The following is a 20,488-nucleotide window of genomic DNA, read 5'->3' on the forward strand; positions in this document are numbered from 1 at the left end:
GATACTGTGCGGCAGAGCATCCGACGGAATTGACCACCCCGCCGGACGCCCTGCCCGCGCGCATTACATGTTGAGTGCGCGCTTGTCGGTGGCGAGAGCCGCCTCGCGCATGACTTCGGAGAGAGACGGGTGCGGATGGCAGATGCGGCCGATGTCTTCGGCAGCCGCCTTGAATTCCATCGCCACCACGGCTTCCGCGATCAGGTCCGATGCGTTCGCCGAGATGATGTGCACGCCGAGCAGCTCGTCGGTCTTCGCGTCGGCGATCATCTTCACAAAGCCGTCGGCCTTGTTGATGCCGAGCGCGCGGCCGTTCGCGATGAACGGGAACTGGCCCGTCTTGACTTCGCGGCCTTCAGCCTTCAGCTGCTGCTCCGTCTTGCCGACCCATGCGATTTCCGGCTCGGTGTAGATCACCCACGGAATGCAGTTGTAGTCGATGTGCGGCTTCTGGCCGTCGATGATCTCGGCCACCAGCACGCCTTCGTCTTCGGCCTTGTGCGCGAGCATCGGGCCACGCACCACGTCGCCGATCGCGTACACGTTCGGCACGCTCGTGGCGCAGTGGTTGTCGACGTCGATGAAGCCGCGCTCGTTCGCCTTCAGGCCGATCGCTTCGAGGCCGAGGTTGTCGGTGTTCGGCACGCGGCCCACCGAGACGATCAGGCGGTCGGCTTCGAGCGTCTGCGCCTTGCCGTCCTTGTCCGTGTAGGCGATCGTGACGCTCTTGTCCGTTGCCTTCACTTCGCCCACCTTCACGCCGACGTGAATGTCGAGCCCCTGCTTCTTGAGGAGCTTGGCGGCTTCCTTCGACAGCGACTGGTCAGCCGCGCCGAGGAATTCCGGCAGCGCTTCGAGCACCGTGACTTCGGAACCGAGACGGCGCCACACCGAGCCGAGTTCGAGGCCGATCACGCCTGCGCCGATCACGGCGAGCTTCTTCGGCACGGCGTCGAACGAGAGCGCGCCTTCGTTGTCGGCGACGATCTTGTTGTCGACCGGAATGCCCGGCAGGTGACGCGCCTTCGAACCGGTCGCGATGATGACGTTCTTCGCCGTCACGACTTCCGCGTCGGCTTCGCCGCTCACTTCGATCTGCACGCCGGCTTCGTTCTTGCCGACGAACTTGCCGTGACCCTTGAGCCACGTGATCTTGTTCTTGCGGAACAGGAACTCGATCCCCTTCGTCATCTTTTCGACGATGTCGTTCTTGCGGGCCAACATCTTCGAGACGTCGATCTTGACGTCCGAAACGCTGATGCCGTGATCGATCAGGTGATGCTGGGCGTTTTCGAACTGTTCCGACGAAGCGAGCAGCGCCTTCGACGGAATGCAGCCCACGTTCAGGCAGGTGCCGCCGAGCTTCAGCGCGCCGGCCGGGTTCTTCCACTTTTCAATGCAGGCAACCGACTTGCCGAGTTGGGCAGCGCGGATCGCCGCGATATAGCCGCCGGGGCCGGCGCCGATCACGACGACGTCAAATTCTTTGGACATGGTCATCCTTTCGGGACTTGAGCGCGCCACGCGGGCGGTGGATTCCACCGCCCGCGCGCGCGACGCTCAGAGAGACTTGATGATGCGAATGATGCGCAATGAAGCAGCGCTGCTTTACAGATCGAGCAGCAGACGAGCCGGATCTTCCAGCGCGTCCTTCATGGCAACCAGCGACAGGACGGCTTCGCGGCCGTCGATGATGCGGTGGTCGTACGACATCGCGAGGTAGTTCATCGGACGGATCACGATCTGGCCGTTCTCGACGACAGCGCGTTCCTTCGTGGCGTGCACGCCGAGGATCGCCGACTGCGGCGGGTTGATGATCGGGGTCGAGAGCATCGAGCCGAACACGCCGCCGTTCGAGATCGAGAACGTACCGCCCGTCATTTCCTCGATCGACAGCTTGCCGTCCTTCGCCTTCTGACCGAACTCGGCGATCTTCTTTTCGATGTCGGCGAGGCTCATCTGGTCGGCGTTGCGCAGGATCGGCACCACGAGACCGCGCGGCGAGCCGACAGCGATACCGATGTCGAAGTAGCCGTGATAGACGATGTCGTTACCGTCGATCGACGCGTTCACGAGCGGGAACTTCTTCAGCGCATGAACCGCCGCCTTCACGAAGAACGACATGAAGCCGAGCTTCACGCCGTGTTCCTTCTCGAACTTGTCCTTGTACTTGTTGCGCAGATCCATGACCGGCGCCATGTTCACTTCGTTGAACGTCGTGAGGATGGCGTTGGTTTGCTGCGATTCGAGCAGACGCTCGGCGATACGCGCACGCAGACGCGACATCGGCACGCGCTGTTCCGGACGGTCGGCCAGCCAGTTGCCGGCAGCAGCCGGCGCCTTGACGTCCGGCAGCGCCGGGCGTGCAGCGGCGGGCTTCGCCGCCGGTGCGGGCGCAGCGGCCTTCGGCGCGCCCGCGCCGAGCACGTCCTGCTTCGTGATGCGGCCGTCGCGGCCCGTGCCGGCGACGTCCGAACCCGACAAGCCCTTCTCGGCCATCAGCTTCGAAGCGGCGGGCGAGGCGACGCTGCTGCTTGCGCCCGTCGTTGCAGCGGCGGCGACAGCAGCGGGGGCTGCGGCAGCGGCCGGAGCGGCTGCGGGCGCGGCGGCGGCGGCGGGTGCTGCTGCGCTTGCCTTGCCTTCCGTGTCGATCTTCGCGATCACTTGATCAGCCACGACGGTGTCGCCGTCATTGGCCAGGAACTCGGCCAGCACGCCGGCTGCGGGCGCCGGCACTTCGAGCACGACCTTATCGGTCTCGAGTTCGATGAGGATTTCGTCCAGGGCGACAGCTTCGCCCGGCTTCTTCTTCCACTGCAGCATGGTGGCTTCCGAAACCGACTCCGAAAGCTGGGGGACCTTGACTTCAACGATAGCCATGTGATTTTTTCCTGAATACGTACCGGGGTTCCCCCCGTGAAACGAACCGGGTCGCGCACGTGAGCGCGGGAAAGCGCGTGATTTGCGAGTCGCGCCTTCCCGGTTCGAGTTGCTCTTTCGTGCTTACTTCGCGACCTGCGCGCCCTTCAGGCGGCCGAACGCACCTTCGATCAGCGCCTTCTGCTGCTCGTAGTGCTTCGCGTAGTAGCCGACCGCCGGGGAGGCGGAAGCAGGACGGCCGCTGTACGCGAGCTTCTGCCCTTCCTTCATGCCTTCCTTCAGATGGTGCTCGATGTAGAACCACGGGCCCTGATTCTGCGGCTCGTCCTGCACCCAGACCACTTCGGTCGCGTTGTCGTACTTCTTCATTTCCGCTTCGAACTGCTTGTGCGCGAACGGATAGAGCTGTTCGATACGCACGATCGCGGCGTCGGTCAACTTCGCTTCGCGGCGATGTGCGACGAGGTCGTAGTACACGCGGCCCGAGCAGGCGACCACGCGCTTGACCTTCTTCGGATCGATCGACTCGTCCACTTCGCCGATGACCGGCATGAACGTGCCGTTCGCCAGTTCGGACAGGTCCGACACGGCTTCCTTGTGACGCAGCAGCGACTTCGGCGTGAAGACGATGAGCGGCTTGCGGAAGAGGCGGATCATCTGGCGGCGCAGCAGGTGGAAGACCTGCGCCGGCGTGGTCGGCTGAACGACCTGCATGTTGTGCTCGGCGCACAGTTGCAGATAGCGTTCGATACGCGCCGACGAGTGCTCCGGACCCTGGCCTTCATAGCCGTGCGGCAGCAGCATCGTGAGACCCGAGACGCGGCCCCACTTCACTTCGCCCGACGAGATGAACTGGTCGATCACGACCTGCGCGCCGTTCGCGAAGTCGCCGAACTGGCCTTCCCACAGCACGAGCGTGTTCGGTTCGGCGGTCGAGTAGCCGTACTCGAAACCGAGCACCGCTTCTTCGGACAGCACCGAGTCGATCACGGTGAACTTCGCCTGGTTCTCGGCGATGTTCTGCAGCGGAATGTACGTGCCGTCGTTCCAGCGCTCGCGGTTCTGGTCGTGCAGCACCGCGTGACGGTGCGTGAACGTGCCGCGGCCCGAATCCTGGCCGGTCAGACGGACGGTGTAGCCCGAAGCGACCAGCGACGCGAACGCGAGGTGTTCGCCCATGCCCCAGTCGAGCTTCGCGTCGCCCTTGCCCATCGTGCGGCGGTCGTTGATGACGCGCTCGACGAGCGGGTGAACCTTGAAGTTCTCGGGGACCGTGGTGATGCGTTCGGCGAGGCGCTTGAGCTCGGCGAGCGGAACGGCCGTATCGGCGGCGTCGGTCCACTTGCGGTTCAGGAACGGCACCCAGTCGACGGCGTACTTGCTCTTGTAGTTCGAGAGCACCGGATCGACCGTGTGGTTGCCTTCGTCCATCGCGGCGCGATACGCCTTGACGTAGCCGTCGGCGTCCGCTGCCGTGATCACGCCCTGCTGCACGAGCTTCTCGGCGTACAGCGCACGGGTGCCCGGGTGCTGCGCGATCTTCTTGTACATGAGCGGCTGCGTGACCGCCGGCGTGTCCTGCTCGTTGTGGCCCAGCTTGCGGAAGCACACGATGTCGACGACGACATCCTTGTGGAACTGCATGCGGAATTCGATCGCGAGCTGCGTGGCGAGCACGACGGCTTCGGGATCGTCGCCGTTCACGTGCAGCACCGGCGCTTCGATCATCTTGACCACGTCGGTGCAGTAGAGCGTCGAGCGCGTATCGCGCGGGTCCGACGTCGTGAAGCCGATCTGGTTGTTGATGACGATGTGCAGCGTGCCGTGCGTGCCGTAGCCGCGCGTCTGCGCGAGGTTCAGCGTTTCCATCACGCAGCCCTGGCCCGCGAAAGCCGCGTCGCCGTGGATCTGCACCGGCAGCACCTGCAGGCCGTTTTCGTCGCCGCGGCGATCCATACGCGCCTTGGCCGAGCCTTCGACCACCGGGTTGACGATTTCGAGGTGCGACGGATTGAATGCGAGCGACAGGTGGACCGGGCCGCCTTCGGTGGCCATATCCGACGAGAAGCCCTTGTGGTACTTCACGTCGCCGGCCGGCAGATCGTCGACGTGCTTGCCTTCGAATTCGGCGAAGAGGTCGGCCGGCATCTTGCCGAGCGTATTGACCAGCACGTTCAGGCGGCCGCGGTGGGCCATGCCGATGACGATTTCCTGCACGCCCTTTGCACCCGCGTGACGGACGACTTCGTCCATCGACGCGATGAAGCTCTCGCCGCCTTCGAGCGAGAAGCGCTTCTGGCCGACGTACTTGGTGTGCAGGAAGCGCTCGAGGCCTTCGGCGGCCGTCAGGCGCTGCAGGATGTGCTTCTTCTTGTCGTTGGAGAAGTTCGGCGTCGAACGGATCGACTCGAGCTTTTCCTTCCACCAGCGCTTCTGTTCAGGATCGCCGATGTACATGTATTCGACGCCGATCGTACCGCAGTACGTATCGCGCAGCGACTTGACGATCTCGCGCAGCGTCGCGCGCTCGTAACCGAAATACAGGTTCGTGGCGCTGAACGTCTCGTCCATGTCGGCTTCGGTGAAGTCGTAGAACGCGGGCTCGAGTTCGGGGATATTCGGACGCTCGCGGCGCTTGAGCGGATCGAGGTTGGCCCATTGCGAGCCGAGGAATCGATACGCGCCGATCAGCGATTGAACGTAAACCTGCTTGCGGGCCGTGGCGAGATCTTCGCCGCCACCGCGAGAAACGAATGCGTTGGCCTTGGCACGCTGGGCGAACGACTCGACGATCGGGCCGTGCGCGACGTCGCTGTCTGCCGTGCCGCTCGACGAGGGCACGTTTTGCAGCGCGTCGAAATACTCGCGCCAGGTGTCCGGGACGGACGCAGGGTTATCAAGATATGCTTCGTATAGCTCTTCGACATACGGAGCATTACCGCCGAACAGATAGGAGTTCAGCTGGAATTGCTTCATCGTTTCCGACATTTACGCTCACCTTTCTTCGAGTTTCTCGAGAAATAGCGGGTTACTCAACCTTCCGCGACACGGCCTGACCGTTTAGCGGATTGCGAATCAAGTCTGCTTGGAAGGACCTAAATCATGCATCCGCGGAGGATAGCACATAAGTGCGTGTCTCCGTCGGACGCAACGTGACGCGAGAACCGCACGCAAGCCCTTTCCAGACAGGCTTTCACGGCTCTTGCGGCACACTCTTTTTTGCACTGCAATACAAATTTACCGGACGCAAAAAAGCCGCCTGCATAGGGGCGGCTTTTTTGCATCCTTATTTGCATTGCAGTGCGCAAAATCGTTGAACCTGATTACTCGGCAACGGCTTCACGGCTTGCGCGACGGCGCTCGTGCTCTTTCAGATGGCGCTTGCGCAGGCGAATCGACTGCGGCGTCACTTCCACGAGTTCGTCGTCGTCGATGAATTCGACCGCATATTCGAGCGACATCTGGATCGCCGGCACGAGGCGCACGGCTTCGTCGGTGCCCGAGGCGCGCACGTTGGTGAGCTGCTTGCCCTTGATCGGGTTCACGACGAGGTCGTTGTCGCGGCTGTGGATGCCGATGATCATGCCCTCGTACAGCGCGTCGCCCGGCTTCACGAACATGCGGCCGCGATCCTGCAGCTTCCACAGCGCGTAGGCGACGGCCGCGCCGTCGTCCTGCGAGATCAGCACGCCGTTGCGGCGCTCGCCGAGCGAACCGTCCTTGATCGGGCCATATTCGTCGAACACGTGGCTCATCAGGCCCGTGCCGCGCGTGAGCGTCATGAACTCGCCCTGGAAGCCGATCAGACCGCGCGCAGGGATGCGGTATTCAAGACGCGTGCGGCCACGGCCGTCCGACGCCATGTCGAGCATTTCGCCCTTGCGGCGGCCAAGCTCTTCCATCACGCCGCCCTGGTGGCCGTCTTCGACGTCCACGGTCAGTTGCTCGTACGGCTCCATCTTCACGCCGTCGACTTCGTGCAGCACGACGCGCGGACGCGACACGGCCAGCTCGTAGCCCTCGCGGCGCATGTTTTCGATCAGGATCGTGAGGTGCAGCTCGCCGCGGCCCGACACTTCGAACGTCGTTTCGTCGCCCGTGTCCTTCACGCGCAGCGCGACGTTGTGGTTCAGTTCCTTCGTGAGGCGGTCGCGGATCTGGCGGCTCGTCACGAACTTGCCTTCCTTGCCCGCGAGCGGCGACGAGTTCACGAGGAAGTTCATCGTGAGCGTCGGCTCGTCCACCGTGATCATCGGCAGCGCTTCGGGATTGTCGACCGCGCAGATCGTGGCGCCGATGCCGATGTCCTCGATGCCGTTGATCAGCACGATGTCGCCGGCTTCGGCCGACTCGACCTGCACGCGCTCAAGGCCGTGGAACGACAGCACCTGGTTGATCTTGCGGTTCATCACTTCGCCTTCCGGGCCGAAGCGCAGCGCGACCTGCTGACCCGGCCTGATGCGCCCGCGCGTGATGCGGCCGACGCCGATACGGCCGACGTAGGTCGAGTAGTCGAGCGAGGTGATCTGCAGTTGCAGCGGGCCTTCCGGATCGGCGGCGCGCACCGGCACGTGCTGGAGGATCGCCTCGAAGAGCGGACGCATGTCGCCTTCGCGGGCCGAATCGTCGAGCGACGCGTAGCCGTTCAGGCCCGACGCGTACACCACCGGGAAATCGAGCTGCTCTTCGGTCGCGCCGAGCTTGTCGAAGAGGTCGAACGTCTGGTTGATGACCCAGTCGATACGCGCGCCCGGACGGTCGATCTTGTTGACGACGACGATCGGCTTGAGGCCGAGCGCGAGGGCCTTCTTCGTGACGAAGCGCGTTTGCGGCATCGGGCCTTCGACGGCGTCGACGAGCAGCAGCACCGAGTCGACCATCGAGAGCACGCGCTCCACTTCACCGCCGAAGTCGGCGTGGCCCGGGGTATCGACGATGTTGATGTGGGTGCCTTCGTACTCGACCGCGCAGTTTTTCGCGAGAATCGTGATCCCGCGCTCTTTTTCGATGTCGTTCGAGTCCATGACGCGTTCGGCGATCTGCTGGTTTTCGCGGAACGTGCCGGACTGGCGCAGCAGTTGATCGACGAGCGTGGTCTTGCCGTGGTCGACGTGGGCAATGATGGCGATGTTGCGAAGAGCGCGGGACATAGGAACCTGGGGACACAGTTGAGTGCGCGGCTAACAGATAGACAGGCATCGGGGGCATCGACGTGCTGCGTTCGTGCCCCATTCGCCTGGTTCTGCCGGCTGCCGTTGCGCCGGTTCCGGCCAAACCGGAACACAGCACCCCGACAAAAACGCACTTTTCGGGAACCTGCAAGTATAGCACGCGAGGATGACTTCCTCTGACACATGTCCTCATCGCACGCTGTAAGGTGACGGGGTGACCGCCCGGAGCCATCCGGACAGCATTCGGCAGCGCAAGATTTATCGCCGGGATTACCGCCTCGATTTGCGCCTCGATTTGCGCCTCGATTTGCGCCTTCTATAGCGCGCCAGCCTTTTGCCACGGCCTTTCCGAGCCAAAACAGGCGATTCTCCCACGCTCTCTAGATCGGATTAAGCTCGATATCTGCAAAACATTTTCGGCAATTGCATAATTGACGCTTGCCGCGTCAACTAATCGCACTCTATAATCCGTGCCTAGTCAATCATTGCAGGCGCAGCAGAATTATGACTGATCCGGCCCATACACCTCCGTCCGAAGTCCTTGAGTACGACTTCGGAGAAAGCGTCGGCTACCTCATTTCACGCGTGAAGTCGACCATGTCGAATCTGGTCAACCAGCGCACCGTCGCGGAACTCGGCGTCACGAGCCAGCAGGCAAGCGTGCTGTTCATGGTCGCGAGCGGCAAGTGCGTGCTCGCTGCGGAACTGGCCCGCGAGTACGGGATCGATGCCAGCGCGGTGACGCGGCTCGTCGACCGGCTGGAAACGCGGGGGCTGCTCAAGCGCGTGCGCAGCTCAGAGGACCGCCGGGCGGTGCGTCTTGCGCTCACGCCCGAAGGCCAGGCAATCGCGAGACGCATGCCGGCGATGTTCACCAGCATCAGCGAGCGCCTCTTGAGCGGCCTCTCGCCCGAGGAAGTCGGGTTCCTGAAAAGCATGCTGCGGCGCGTGCTGGCGAACGGCTGCGAAGCGAGCCAGAATCCGCCTGCCAATTCGTGACGGGGCAATTAAATTTGAAAATATCTCAAACGAAAATAGCTGCACCGTCCAGCATTACCTTCTCCTCACACGCATCGAGACGAGCAATGACTCCCCATTCCCAGTCCCGGTCAGCCGTACGCCGGGCCGCCGCCGCAGCAGCAGCCATGGCGGCGCTGGCCCTTTCGGGATGCGCGAACTACTTCGGCATCGAGAGCGACAAGACCATTGCCCAGCCGCAGCAGTTCGAAACCTTGCAGAGCATCCCCGCACAGGGCGGCCAGTGGCCCACGCTCGACTGGGCAAACCAGTTCGGCGACCCGCAACTGCCGAAGCTGATCGACGAAGCGCTCGAAGGCAATCCGACCATCGCACAGGCGCAGGCGCGCATCGCCAAAGCGTCGTCGTACATCCAGACGTCGAAGTCGGCGCTCTTTCCGAAGGTCAATGGGAGCTACTCGTGGACCCGCCAGCTGTACTCGGCCAATGCCCTCTACCCGCCTCCGTTCGGCGGCTCCTGGTATAGCGAGAACAACGCGCTCGTGAGCGCATCGTGGGACCTCGACCTCTGGGGCAAGAACCGTCAGCGCCTCGCACAGGCCGTCTCCGCGCAAAAGGCTTCCGTCGCCGACATGCAGCAGTCGCGCATCACGCTCGCGGCATCGGTCGCGCGCACGTATAACCAGCTCGCCCAGCTCTATGCGCTGCGCGACATCGCCTCGCACGAAATCGACAACCGCAAGACCGTCGGCACGATCACCAATGGGCGCGTGCTCGCGGGCCTCGACACCAACGTCGAGCGTCAGACCGCCAACGGCAATATCGCGTCGAGCCAGGCCAATCTCTCGCAGATCGACGGCCAGATCGAAACCGTGCGCTACCAGCTCGCCGCGCTGCTCGGCAAGGGACCGGATCGCGGGCTGCAGATCGCGCAGCCGGTGCTGCAGCCGAACACCGATGTCGCGCTGCCCGACAGCCTGCCCGCCGATCTCGTGTCGCGCCGCCCGGACATCGTCGCCGCGCGCTGGCAGGTCGAAGCCGCCATGCACGACGTGAAGGAAGCCAAGGCCGAGTTCTATCCGGACGTGAACCTCGCGGCGGGCTTCGGCTTCGATGCGTTCGGCTGGGGCAGATTCCTCAACTTCACGAGCCGCCAGATGCAGTTCGGCCCGGCAGTCCACCTGCCGATCTTCGATGCGGGCGCCCTGCGCGGACAGTTGAAGGGCCGCTATGCCGACTTCGAACTCGACGTGGCGAACTACAACCAGACGCTCATCGGCGCGTTCCAGGACGTCGCGACCCAGGTCGCGTCGATCCGTTCGGCCGACCGGCAGCTCGTCGATGCCGAGCGCGCGCTCGATGCCTCGACGAACGCCTGGCAGCTCGCCGTGATCCGCTACAAGGCGGGCCTGTCAGAGCAGCTTCAGGTGCTCAACGCCGACCAGAACCGCCTCGCCGCCGAACAGACGGTGACGAACCTGAAGGCGCAGCGGCGCGACGCCCAGATGGCGCTCATCAAGTCGCTCGGCGGCGGGTTCGACGCACACGGCGCGGACCTCGTGCCGCCCGCCGCCGTCGGCAGCGAAGCGAAGGGCCCCAACGGCGCGCCGTGGACCGGCACGACGGCGCCTGCACTGCCCGCTTCGGCGACGGCAGCGGCATCGAACTGAAACCGCGCCTGCCCGACCAGAACAGCCTCGATCGAATAGTCGAGCGAACAGCACAAGCGAACCCCCGGAGATCGTTTCCATGACCACCCCCCAGCAACCGGCCGCCGGTCCGCAACCGAACGCGCAGCCGAGCGCGAGCAACGGCAAGCGCCGCCGCATGATGACGCTGCTCGTCCTCGTGATCACGATTGCAGCCATTGCCTACGGCCTCTATTACTTCCTCCTCGCGCGGTATATGGAAGGCACCGACGACGCCTATGTGAACGGCAACGTCGTGCAGATCACGCCGCAGGTCACCGGCACGGTGATCGCAGTGAAGGCGGACGACACGCAGACGGTCAAGGCAGGCGACCCGCTCGTGGTGCTCGACCCCGCCGACTCGCGCATCGCGCTGCAGCAGGCCGAAGCGAATCTTGCGCAGACGGTGCGCCAGGTGCGCGGCCTCTTCGCCGACGATAGCCAGTACGAAGCACAAGTCGCCGTGCGCGAGGCCGATCTCGCGCGTGCCCAGGACGACCTGCGCCGCCGCATGCAGGTCGCGCAGACGGGCGCCGTCTCGCAGGAAGAGATTTCGCACGCACGCGAGTCCGTGCGGGGCGCCGAAGCCGCACTCGAAGCCGCCCAGCATCAGCTCGCCGCCAACCGCGCGCTCACCGCGAACACGACCATCTCGTCGCATCCGAACGTCATGGCCGCCGCGGCCAAGGTTCGCGACGCATATCTCGCGAACGCGCGCAACACGCTGCCCGCGCCGGTCACCGGCTACGTGGCGAAGCGCTCGGTGCAGGTGGGCCAGCGCGTCTCGCCGGGCACGCCGCTCATGTCGGTCGTGCCGCTCAACGCCGTGTGGGTCGACGCGAACTTCAAGGAAGTGCAGCTCAAGCACATGCGCATTGGCCAGCCGGTCGAAATGACGGCCGACGTGTACGGCTCTTCGGTGGTCTACCACGGCAAGGTCGTGGGCTTCTCGGCGGGCACGGGCTCGGCGTTCTCGCTGCTGCCCGCGCAAAACGCCACGGGTAACTGGATCAAGGTCGTACAGCGCCTGCCGGTGCGCATCTCGCTCGATCCGGCCGACCTCGAAAAACACCCGCTGCGTATCGGCCTGTCGATGCAGGTGGACGTGAACATCAAGGACGATTCGGGCAGCCAGCTCGGCAACGCGCAGAACACGGTCTATCAGACCGACGTGTTCGACAAGTACGGCGCGGAAGCCGATGCCGAAATCGCCCGCATCGTGTCGGAAAACACCGGCGCCAACGCGGCGGCCAGGACCGGCGCAACGGTGTCGTCGGCGAAGTCCGCCGCCAGGGCGATGTAAGCCGCCGCCGCCAACCCACGGTCGAAACCCGCCCAACAACGAGCGAATTAATGGCAGAGCAACAACCCGTCGTCCATCCGCCGCTGCAGGGCGCAAAACTCGTGTTCGGTACCATTGCGGTGTCGCTCGCGGTTTTCATGAACGTGCTGGACACCTCGATCGCCAACGTGTCGATCCCGTCGATCTCGGGCGACCTCGGTGTGTCGTCCGACCAGGGCACGTGGGTCATCACCTCGTTCGCGGTCGCGAACGCGATCTCCGTGCCGCTGACCGGATGGCTCACCGACCGCATCGGTCAGGTGCGTCTTTTCATGGCGTCGATCATTCTGTTCGTGATCTCGTCGTGGATGTGCGGCCTCGCGCCCACGCTGCCCTTCCTGCTCGCCTCGCGCGTGCTGCAGGGCGCGGTGGCGGGCCCGATGATCCCGCTCTCGCAGACGCTCCTGCTCGCAAGCTACCCGCGCGCGAAGGCGCCCATCGCGCTCTCCATGTGGTCGATGACGACACTCATCGCGCCGGTGGCAGGGCCGATTCTCGGCGGCTGGATCTCCGACAACATTTCGTGGCCGTGGATCTTCTACGTGAACATTCCGGTCGGCATCGTGGCCGCATTCGCGACGTGGACGATCTTCCGCGACCGCGATTCGGTCGTTAAAAAGGCGCCCATCGACGGCGTCGGCCTCGCGTTGCTGATCATCTGGGTCGGTTCGCTGCAGGTGATGCTCGACAAGGGCAAGGACCTCGACTGGTTCTCGTCGACGACGATCGTTGCGCTCGCACTCACCGCGGTCATCGCGTTCGCTTTCTTCGTCGTGTGGGAACTGACAGACAAGCATCCGGTCGTCGATCTCTCGCTCTTCGCGCGGCGCAACTTCACAGGCGGCACGATCGCGCTTGCGGTGGGTTACGGCCTGTACTTCGGCAATCTCGTGCTGCTGCCGCTGTGGCTGCAGACCAGCATAGGCTACACCGCGACCGACGCGGGCCTCGTCATGGCGCCCGTGGGTTTCTTCGCGATCATGCTTTCGCCGATCACGGGCCGCCTCCTGCCGCGCACCGATCCGCGCTATATCGCGACGTCGGCGTTCGTCGTATTCGCGCTGTGCTTCTGGCTGCGGTCGCGCTACACGACCGGCGTGGATACGTGGGCGCTGACGCTGCCGACCCTGATCCAGGGTATCGGCATGGCGGGGCTCTTCATTCCGCTCGTGTCGATCACGCTGTCCGGGCTGCCGGGCAACCGCATTCCGGCTGCGTCGGGGCTGTCCAACTTTGTGCGGATCATGTGCGGCGGCATCGGCACGTCCATCTTCGAGACCGCGTGGGATCACCGCACCACGTTCCACCACGCGCGCCTCACCGAACAGGCCACGCCGACCAATCCGGTCTTCAACGAGTCGATGCTGCAGATGCAGCACGCCGCCGGTCTCGATCCGGCACAGGCGCACGGCCTCTTCGACAGGATGCTGTCGCAGCAGGCCGCGCAACTCGGCGTCAACGACCTCTTCTACGTTTCATCGGCGATCTTCATCGTGCTGATCGCGCTGATCTGGATCACGCGCCCCGAGCGCACGAGCAGCGCGGACGCAGGTGCGGCAGCATCGGCGGCACACTGATCCGTTGATCCGTTGATCCGTTGATCCGTTGATCCGTTGATCCGTTGATCCGTTGATCCGTTGATCCGTTGATCCGTTGATCCGTTGATCCGTTGATCCGCTAATCCGGCTACAGCGCAAGCGGGCGTCATGGCCCGTCGCAAACAAATACGGCACGCCCGGTTCACACCGGCGTGCCGTTTTGCTTTGAACGATGGAGCGCGCTTACGCGGCCGGGCTCACCGTCTGGCTCACTGCCTGGCTCACCACCAGGCGCTCCGGCGCGAGCACGCCGTTCGCGGGCTTCGCGACGCCCAGCAGACGGCCATCTTCGCCATAGACGCGCACGCGCTGCACGTCGCCCCACTGCGACCGGTCCGCTGCAAGCTCGGCTAGCGGCAAACGCTGGCCGTGGGTGAATCTGCGCGATGCTTCGGCGTCGAGCGTCACGGCGGGAAACGTCGAAAGCAGCGCATCGACCGGCTGCAGCCACGCATCGCGTGATGCGTCGTCGGCGTCCGAAAGCGCATCGAGCGTCACGGCATGTTCGAGCGTCAGCGCGCCGACGCCCGTGCGCCGCAGCATCACGAGATGCGCGCCGCAGCCCAGCGCCTCGCCGATGTCCTCGGCGAGCGTGCGCACATACGTGCCCTTGCTGCACGTCACGCGAAACGTCACGTCCGGCAACGCACACGCGATGATCTCCAGCGCGAGGATCGTCACCTGACGCCCTTCGCGCTCGACGACCTGGCCCGCGCGCGCGTATTCATAGAGCGGCTTGCCGTCGCGCTTGAGCGCGGAGTACATCGGCGGAATCTGCACGATGTCGCCGACGAACTTCGTCATCGCCTCGCGCACCGCCGCCTCGTCGCAGGTCACCTCGCGCGTGTCGAGCGCTTCGCCTTCGGCGTCGCCCGTCGTCGTGCGAACGCCGAGACGCATCGTGGCCTCGTAGGTCTTGTCGGCATCGAGCAGATCCTGCGAGAACTTGGTCGCTTCGCCGAAGCAGAGCGGCAGCAGGCCCGAAGCCAGCGGATCGAGCGTCCCGGTGTGGCCGCCCTTCTTGGCGCGGTAGAGGCGCTTGGCGCGGATCAACGCGTCGTTGCTCGAAAGGCCGATGGGCTTGTCGAGCAGCAGCACGCCGTCGAGCAGGCGGCGCGGAACTTTCGGCCGGGCCGCGCCGGGTTGGGCAGATGAAGAGGATGCAGTCATGTCAGGCAGAAAAAACAGCCGGGCAGGTCTTTCGCAAACACGTTCGCCCGCCGCCTTCGGCGGGCAAGAACCGCATGCGGGCGCTCGCCCGGCGGGCGGTGCTCAGTCTTCCTTCGCGCGCGTCGAATTGGCCTCGTCGATGAGGCGCGACATCTCGACCGCCCGCTCGACCGTCTTGTCGTAATGGAAATGCAGCGTCGGCACGGTGTGGATGTGCAGGCGCTTGAAGAGCAGGTTGTGCAGATGGCCCGCCGCGTGATTGAGCGCCTCCTGCGTGGCCAGCGGGTCGCCGGTGAGCGTCGTGAAGAAGATCTTCGCGTGGGCGTAGTCCGGCGTCAGTTCGACGCTCTGGATCGTGACGAGCCCGATGCGCGGATCCTTCACTTCACGCGCCACGAGTTCAGAGAGATCGCGCTGGATCTGGTCGGCGATCTGCACGTTGCGATTCGGAGAGGAACGTTTTTTCGTCATGATTAATCCACCTTTTTCGGCGGCTTGAAAAGCGGAACGCCGGAAAATAAGCCAGCAATAAGCGACAGCGGTCCGCACAAAAACAAACGGGCGGGGCCGGCCAGCGCCCGCCCCGCCCGTCAAGCGTCGCGCCTGTGCGTTACAGCGTACGCGCGACTTCGGTGATTTCGAACACCTCGAACTGATCGCCTTCGACGATATCGTTGAAGTTCTTGATCGACATACCGCACTCGAAGCCCTGCTTCACTTCCTTCACGTCGTCCTTGAAGCGCTTGAGCGAGTCGAGTTCGCCGGTGTGGATGACCACGTTGTTGCGCAGCACGCGCACCGACGACGAACGCTTGACCATGCCGTCCGTGACCATACAGCCGGCCACCGCGCCGACCTTCGGCACCTTGAAGACCTGGCGCACTTCCACCATGCCGATGACGGTCTCGCGCTTTTCCGGCGCGAGCATGCCCGACATGGCCGCCTTCACCTCATCCACTGCGTCGTAGATGATGTTGTAGTAGCGGATATCGACGCCGTTCGCTTCGGCCAGCTTACGCGCCTGAGCATCGGCACGCGTGTTGAAGCCGATGATGACCGCCTTCGACGCGACCGCGAGGTTGACGTCGCTTTCGCTGATGCCGCCGACTGCGCCGTGCACGATCTGCACGCGCACTTCGTCGGTCGAGAGCTTGAGCAGCGCGTGAACGAGTGCTTCCTGCGAGCCCTGCACGTCGGCCTTGACGATGAGCGGCAGGTTCTGCACTTCGCCTTCGCCCATCTGTTCGAGCATGCTTTCGAGCTTCGCGGCTTGCTGCTTCGCAAGCTTGACGTCGCGGAACTTGCCCTGGCGGAACAGCGCGATTTCGCGCGCCTTGCGTTCGTCCGGCAGCACGATGACTTCTTCGCCCGCAGCCGGCACTTCCGACAGACCCTGGATTTCGACCGGGATCGACGGACCCGCTTCCTTCGTGGCCTTGCCGGTTTCGTCGAGCATTGCACGCACGCGGCCGTAGGCGCTGCCGGCAAGCACGACGTCGCCGCGATTGAGCGTACCCGACTGCACGAGCACCGTTGCGACCGGACCCTTACCCTTGTCGAGCTTCGCTTCGATCACGAGGCCCTTCGCAGGCGCCTCGATCGGTGCCGTCAGCTCAAGCACTTCGGCCTGCAGCAACACGTTTTCGAGCAGATCGTCGATGCCCTGGCCCGTCTTCGCCGATACCGGCACGAACGGCGATTCGCCGCCGTATTCTTCCGGCACGACGCTTTCCGCGATGAGTTCCTGCTTCACGCGATCCAGGTTCGCGTCGGGCTTGTCGATCTTGTTGATCGCCACGACGAGCGGCACGCCGCCCGCCTTGGCGTGAGCGATGGCTTCCTTCGTCTGCGGCATGACACCGTCGTCGGCAGCGACGACGAGAATCACGATGTCGGTCGCCTTCGCACCGCGCGCACGCATGGCCGTAAAGGCCTCGTGACCCGGCGTGTCGAGGAACGTGATGACGCCGCGCGGCGTTTCGACATGGTAAGCGCCGATGTGCTGCGTAATGCCGCCCGCTTCGCCCGCGGCAACCTTCGCGCGGCGGATGTAGTCGAGCAGCGAGGTCTTGCCGTGGTCGACGTGACCCATGACCGTGACGACCGGCGGACGCGGCAGCTGCTCGGCGTCCGTCGACGTGGTCTGGCCTTCGATCAGCAGCGCTTCCGGATCGTCGAGCTTCGCGGCAACCGCATGGTGGCCGAGTTCCTCGACGACGATCATCGCCGTTTCCTGATCGAGCATCTGGTTGATCGTCACCATCTGGCCGAGCTTCATCATCACCTTGATGACTTCCGAAGCCTTCACGGACATCTTGTGCGCGAGGTCGGCCACCGTGACGGTTTCCGGCACGTGCACTTCACGCACGATGGGTTCCGTCGGTGCCTGGAACGACGAGCCGCTGTCCTGGTGCTTGCCACGGCCCTTCGGACCGCCGCGCCAGCCGCGATCGACGCCACCCGAGGAGTCGCCGCGCGTTTTGATGCCGCGGCGTTTCGCGGCGTCGTCCTGCCAGCCGCCCTTGCCGGCGCCCGGCTTCTTGTTGCGGTCGCCCGCGCCTGCGCCCGGTGCGCCCGCCGACGGCGCAGCAGCAGCCGGAGCCGCTTTCTTCGCCGCAGCGCCGGCACCGGCCTGCGCCGGGCGTGCCGCGCCTTCCGGACGCGGCGGCTTGTGCAGCGTGCCCTTCGCTTCGGCGGCCTTCGCCGGCTCGACAGGCTTCGGCGGCTCAGGCGCCTTGACCTGCGCCTTGCGCGGCGTGTTCATCATTTCACGGATCGCGCGCGCTTCGGCCTCGGCGGCCGCACGGCGGCGAGCGATCTCTTCCTGTTCCTTGCGTGCCTTTTCGGCGGCCTCGCGCGCAGCGGCCTCGGCCTTCTGGGCCGCTTCGCGTTGTGCGGCGCGCTCGGCTGCGGCACGCTGCTCTTCCTGGCGGTCTTGCTGTTCCTGCTGTTCCTGGTTTGCCTGCGCCTCGGCAGCGGTGCGCTGCGCCTCGACTGCCTGGGCGGCCAGCTCGCGCGCGGCGGCATCGGTCGCTGCCTTCTTCTTCGCGGCTTCTTCCTCGGCGCGGCGGCGCTCGGCTTCAGCGGCCTCTTCGCGTGCGAGACGCTCGGCCTCTTCACGCGCGAGATGCTCCTGGCGCTCCTTCAGTTCCTGAGCCTGACGTTCGAGCAGCTCGGCCTCGCGGCGAGCTTCCTCTTCGCGGCGCTGAAGCTCGGCCTCTTCGGCGGCGACAGCGTCGACTGCATGATTCGATGCCTCCGCCTGATCGGCGGATTCGTCACGGCGGACGAACGTACGCTTCTTGCGCACCTCGACCTGAATGGTGCGAGCCTTACCCGTCGCGTCGGACTGCTTGATCTCCGACGTATGCCGGCGCGTCAGCGTGATCTTGCGCTTGTCCGCGTCGTTCGAACCGTGCGACTTGCGCAAGTGGTCGAGCAGGCGTGCCTTATCGGTTTCCGACAAAACATCGTCCTCGCTCGATTTCTGGACGCCCGCCGCCTGCAATTGCTCGAGCAGCACGCCTGCAGGCATTTTCAGTTCCGCGGCAAATTGGGCTACGTTGATACTCGCCATTCATTCCTCTTAATGCAAGGAGCGATTCCTTGCGGTTGACATCGGTTCATGCGGCCGTTTGGGCCCCGCTCGGCGGCGGGGCCAGCCGCGATCAGTTCAGTGGGTCATGGTCGCTTCCTGCTCGTTGCGCACCGGCTTCATTACTGAAACCAGTGTTCACGCGCCTTCATGATCAACGCCTTGGCGGCGTCCTCTTCCATTCCCGTCATTTCGACCAGCTCGTCCACGGCCAGCTCGGCAAGCTCGTCGCGGGTGTGAATTGCGTGCTGCGCCAGAAGCGCAAGCAGATCCGGGTCCATGCCGTCGAGACTCTTCAGATCCAGTACGGCGGTCTCCACCTTCTCCTCGTTCGCGATGGCCTGCGTGAGCAGCGCGTCGCGCGCGCGGTTGCGCAGCTCGTGCACGGTGGCCTCGTCGAACGCCTCGATCTCGAGCATCTCATTGAGCGGCACGTAAGCGATCTCTTCGAGACTCGTGAAGCCTTCGTCGATGAGAATGTCGGCGACTTCTTCGTCGACATCGAGACGGGCCATGAACAGGTCGCGCAGCACCGTGCGCTCCTGGTTCTGTTTCTGCGCGCTTTCGTCCGGCGTCATGATGTTGATCTGCCAGCCGGTCAGTTCGCTGGCAAGACGCACGTTCTGGCCGCTGCGGCCGATGGCGACCGCCAGCTCGCTTTCGTCGACGACCACGTCCATCGAGTGCTTTTCTTCGTCGACGACGATCGACTGCACGGCAGCCGGCGCGAGCGCGCCGATGACGAACTGGGCGGGATCTTCCGACCATAGCACGATGTCGACGTTTTCGCCACCGAGCTCATTGCGCACGGCCTGCACGCGCGAACCGCGGATGCCGACGCAGGTGCCGATCGGGTCGATGCGCTTGTCGTAAGCGACGACGCCGATCTTGGCGCGCACGCCCGGATCGCGCGCGGCCGCCTTGATTTCAAGGAGGCCCTGCTCGATTTCCGGCACTTCCATTTCGAAGAGCTTCATCAGGAACTCGGGCGCGGTGCGCGAGAGTTCGATCTGCGGACCGCGTGCCGTGCGGTCGACCTTGCTGATCCAGGCGCGCACGCGGTCGCCCACGCGCAGGTTCTCCTTCGGAATCAGCTGGTCGCGGCGCAGCAGCGCTTCGACACGGCCCGATTCGACGATGAAGTTGCCCTTGTCCATGCGCTTGACCGTGCCGGTCATGATGCTTTCGCCGCGCTCGAGGAAGTCGTTCAGGATCTGCTCGCGCTCCGCGTCGCGCACCTTCTGCAGGATCACCTGCTTGGCGGCCTGCGCGCCGATGCGGCCGAACTCGACCGACGGCACCGGCTGCTCGATGAATTCGTCGATCTGTGCGTCCGGGTTTTGCTCGCGTGCTTCGAACAGCAGGATCTCCTGATCCGGCTCCTGAAGACCGGCCTCGTCCGGCACGACGCGCCAGCGGCGGAACGTCTCGTGCACGCCGCTCTCGCGGTCGATGTGCACGCGGATGTCCGCGTCTTCGTCGAAGAGTTTCTTGGAGGCGGACGCCAGCGCCGCTTCAAGGGCGGCAAACACCACGTCCTTGTCGACATTTTTCTCGCGTGCCAGTGCGTCCACCAGCATCAACACTTCGCGACTCATTGTTTGCGGCTCCTAAAATCAACTTTGGGGATAAGGCGTGCGCGGTCAATGTCCGCGAGCGTGAAATCCAGCATCGCGGGACCCGCCTTCCCTTCGAATTCCAGACCGATGGTTTCGCCCTCGGGTGCATGCACGATGCCCCGGTACGACTTCCGTCCGTCCAATGGCTTTTTCAACGTGATGACCGCTTCGCAGCCTGCGAAGCGTTCGAAGTCCGCCAGTTTCTTCAGCGGACGGTCGAGGCCGGGCGACGAAACTTCGAGTCGCTCGTAGTCGATGTTCTCGACCGTCAGAACGTGCTGCAGCTGACGCGTGACCTTCTCGCAGTCCTCGATCGCAATTCCCGCGGGCTGATCGATGTAGATCGTCAGCATGCCGCGCCCGGTGCGCTCGAGGTCGACCAGCTCGTAACCGAGTCCGGTGACCGTGGTTTCAATCAGTTCCGTCAGTTGCACAATACCTACTCCA

Annotated in this window: 13 protein-coding genes; 4 read left to right on the plus strand and 9 right to left on the minus strand. The window is 64.3% G+C overall.

The features are described 5' to 3' along the window. Positions 1-63: 63 nt before the first annotated feature. The 4 genes from lpdA to typA all read right to left on the minus strand — a co-directional run bounded on the left by lpdA (position 64) and on the right by typA (position 8,030). Entirely contained in the window at positions 64-1,494 is a 1,431-nt protein-coding gene (gene lpdA, locus EPN59_RS06600) for a dihydrolipoyl dehydrogenase (RefSeq protein WP_293041914.1), read from the minus strand. Between the two features lie 114 nt (positions 1,495-1,608). Then, the gene (gene odhB, locus EPN59_RS06605) at positions 1,609-2,880 is read right to left on the minus strand and encodes a 2-oxoglutarate dehydrogenase complex dihydrolipoyllysine-residue succinyltransferase (protein ID WP_293041917.1); all 1,272 of its coding nucleotides are present in this window, start codon (positions 2,878-2,880) and stop codon (positions 1,609-1,611) included. Between the two features lie 123 nt (positions 2,881-3,003). After that, the gene (locus EPN59_RS06610; RefSeq protein WP_293045736.1) at positions 3,004-5,868 is read right to left on the minus strand and encodes a 2-oxoglutarate dehydrogenase E1 component; all 2,865 of its coding nucleotides are present in this window, start codon (positions 5,866-5,868) and stop codon (positions 3,004-3,006) included. Between the two features lie 335 nt (positions 5,869-6,203). After that, positions 6,204-8,030, minus strand: a complete 1,827-nt coding sequence (gene typA / locus EPN59_RS06615) for a translational GTPase TypA (protein WP_293036505.1) — start codon at positions 8,028-8,030, stop codon at positions 6,204-6,206. Between the two features lie 525 nt (positions 8,031-8,555). Between typA and EPN59_RS06620 the strand changes: the two genes are divergently transcribed. From EPN59_RS06620 to EPN59_RS06635, 4 genes are all read left to right on the plus strand, one after another. Next, on the plus strand, positions 8,556-9,050 hold the full coding sequence (locus EPN59_RS06620) for a MarR family winged helix-turn-helix transcriptional regulator (protein ID WP_293036503.1): 495 nt from the start codon (positions 8,556-8,558) through the stop codon (positions 9,048-9,050). Between the two features lie 86 nt (positions 9,051-9,136). Further along, the gene (locus EPN59_RS06625) at positions 9,137-10,699 is read left to right on the plus strand and encodes an efflux transporter outer membrane subunit (RefSeq protein ID WP_293036501.1); all 1,563 of its coding nucleotides are present in this window, start codon (positions 9,137-9,139) and stop codon (positions 10,697-10,699) included. 79 nt (positions 10,700-10,778) lie between these two features. Beyond that, positions 10,779-12,020: an EmrA/EmrK family multidrug efflux transporter periplasmic adaptor subunit gene (locus tag EPN59_RS06630; protein ID WP_293045738.1), complete on the plus strand. Its 1,242-nt coding sequence runs from the start codon at positions 10,779-10,781 to the stop codon at positions 12,018-12,020. A gap of 50 nt (positions 12,021-12,070) precedes the next feature. Beyond that, positions 12,071-13,636, plus strand: a complete 1,566-nt coding sequence (locus EPN59_RS06635; RefSeq protein ID WP_293036498.1) for a DHA2 family efflux MFS transporter permease subunit — start codon at positions 12,071-12,073, stop codon at positions 13,634-13,636. A gap of 204 nt (positions 13,637-13,840) precedes the next feature. On the opposite strand, the gene truB is transcribed toward EPN59_RS06635, so the two are convergent. From truB to rimP, 5 genes are all read right to left on the minus strand, one after another. Then, a complete protein-coding gene (truB, locus tag EPN59_RS06640) occupies positions 13,841-14,827 on the minus strand; it encodes a tRNA pseudouridine(55) synthase TruB (RefSeq protein WP_293036496.1) in 987 nt (328 codons plus the stop codon). Positions 14,828-14,929: 102 nt separating this feature from the next. Beyond that, positions 14,930-15,298, minus strand: coding sequence for a 30S ribosome-binding factor RbfA (rbfA, locus tag EPN59_RS06645; protein ID WP_293036494.1), 369 nt, complete (start codon positions 15,296-15,298; stop codon positions 14,930-14,932). 139 nt (positions 15,299-15,437) lie between these two features. Next, positions 15,438-18,404 carry a translation initiation factor IF-2 gene (gene infB / locus EPN59_RS06650; RefSeq protein ID WP_293045741.1) on the minus strand — a complete coding sequence of 989 codons (2,967 nt, stop codon included), beginning with the start codon at positions 18,402-18,404 and terminating at the stop codon, positions 15,438-15,440. 140 nt (positions 18,405-18,544) lie between these two features. Further along, positions 18,545-20,020 carry a transcription termination factor NusA gene (nusA, locus tag EPN59_RS06655; protein ID WP_293036260.1) on the minus strand — a complete coding sequence of 492 codons (1,476 nt, stop codon included), beginning with the start codon at positions 20,018-20,020 and terminating at the stop codon, positions 18,545-18,547. Beyond that, positions 20,017-20,475, minus strand: a complete 459-nt coding sequence (gene rimP / locus EPN59_RS06660) for a ribosome maturation factor RimP (RefSeq protein WP_293036264.1) — start codon at positions 20,473-20,475, stop codon at positions 20,017-20,019. The genes nusA and rimP overlap by 4 nt, the downstream gene beginning before the upstream one ends. Positions 20,476-20,488 lie beyond the last annotated feature (13 nt).

The sequence above is a fragment of the Paraburkholderia sp. genome (genome assembly GCF_004298475.1).
In the GTDB taxonomy this organism is placed as follows: domain Bacteria; phylum Pseudomonadota; class Gammaproteobacteria; order Burkholderiales; family Burkholderiaceae; genus Paraburkholderia; species Paraburkholderia denitrificans.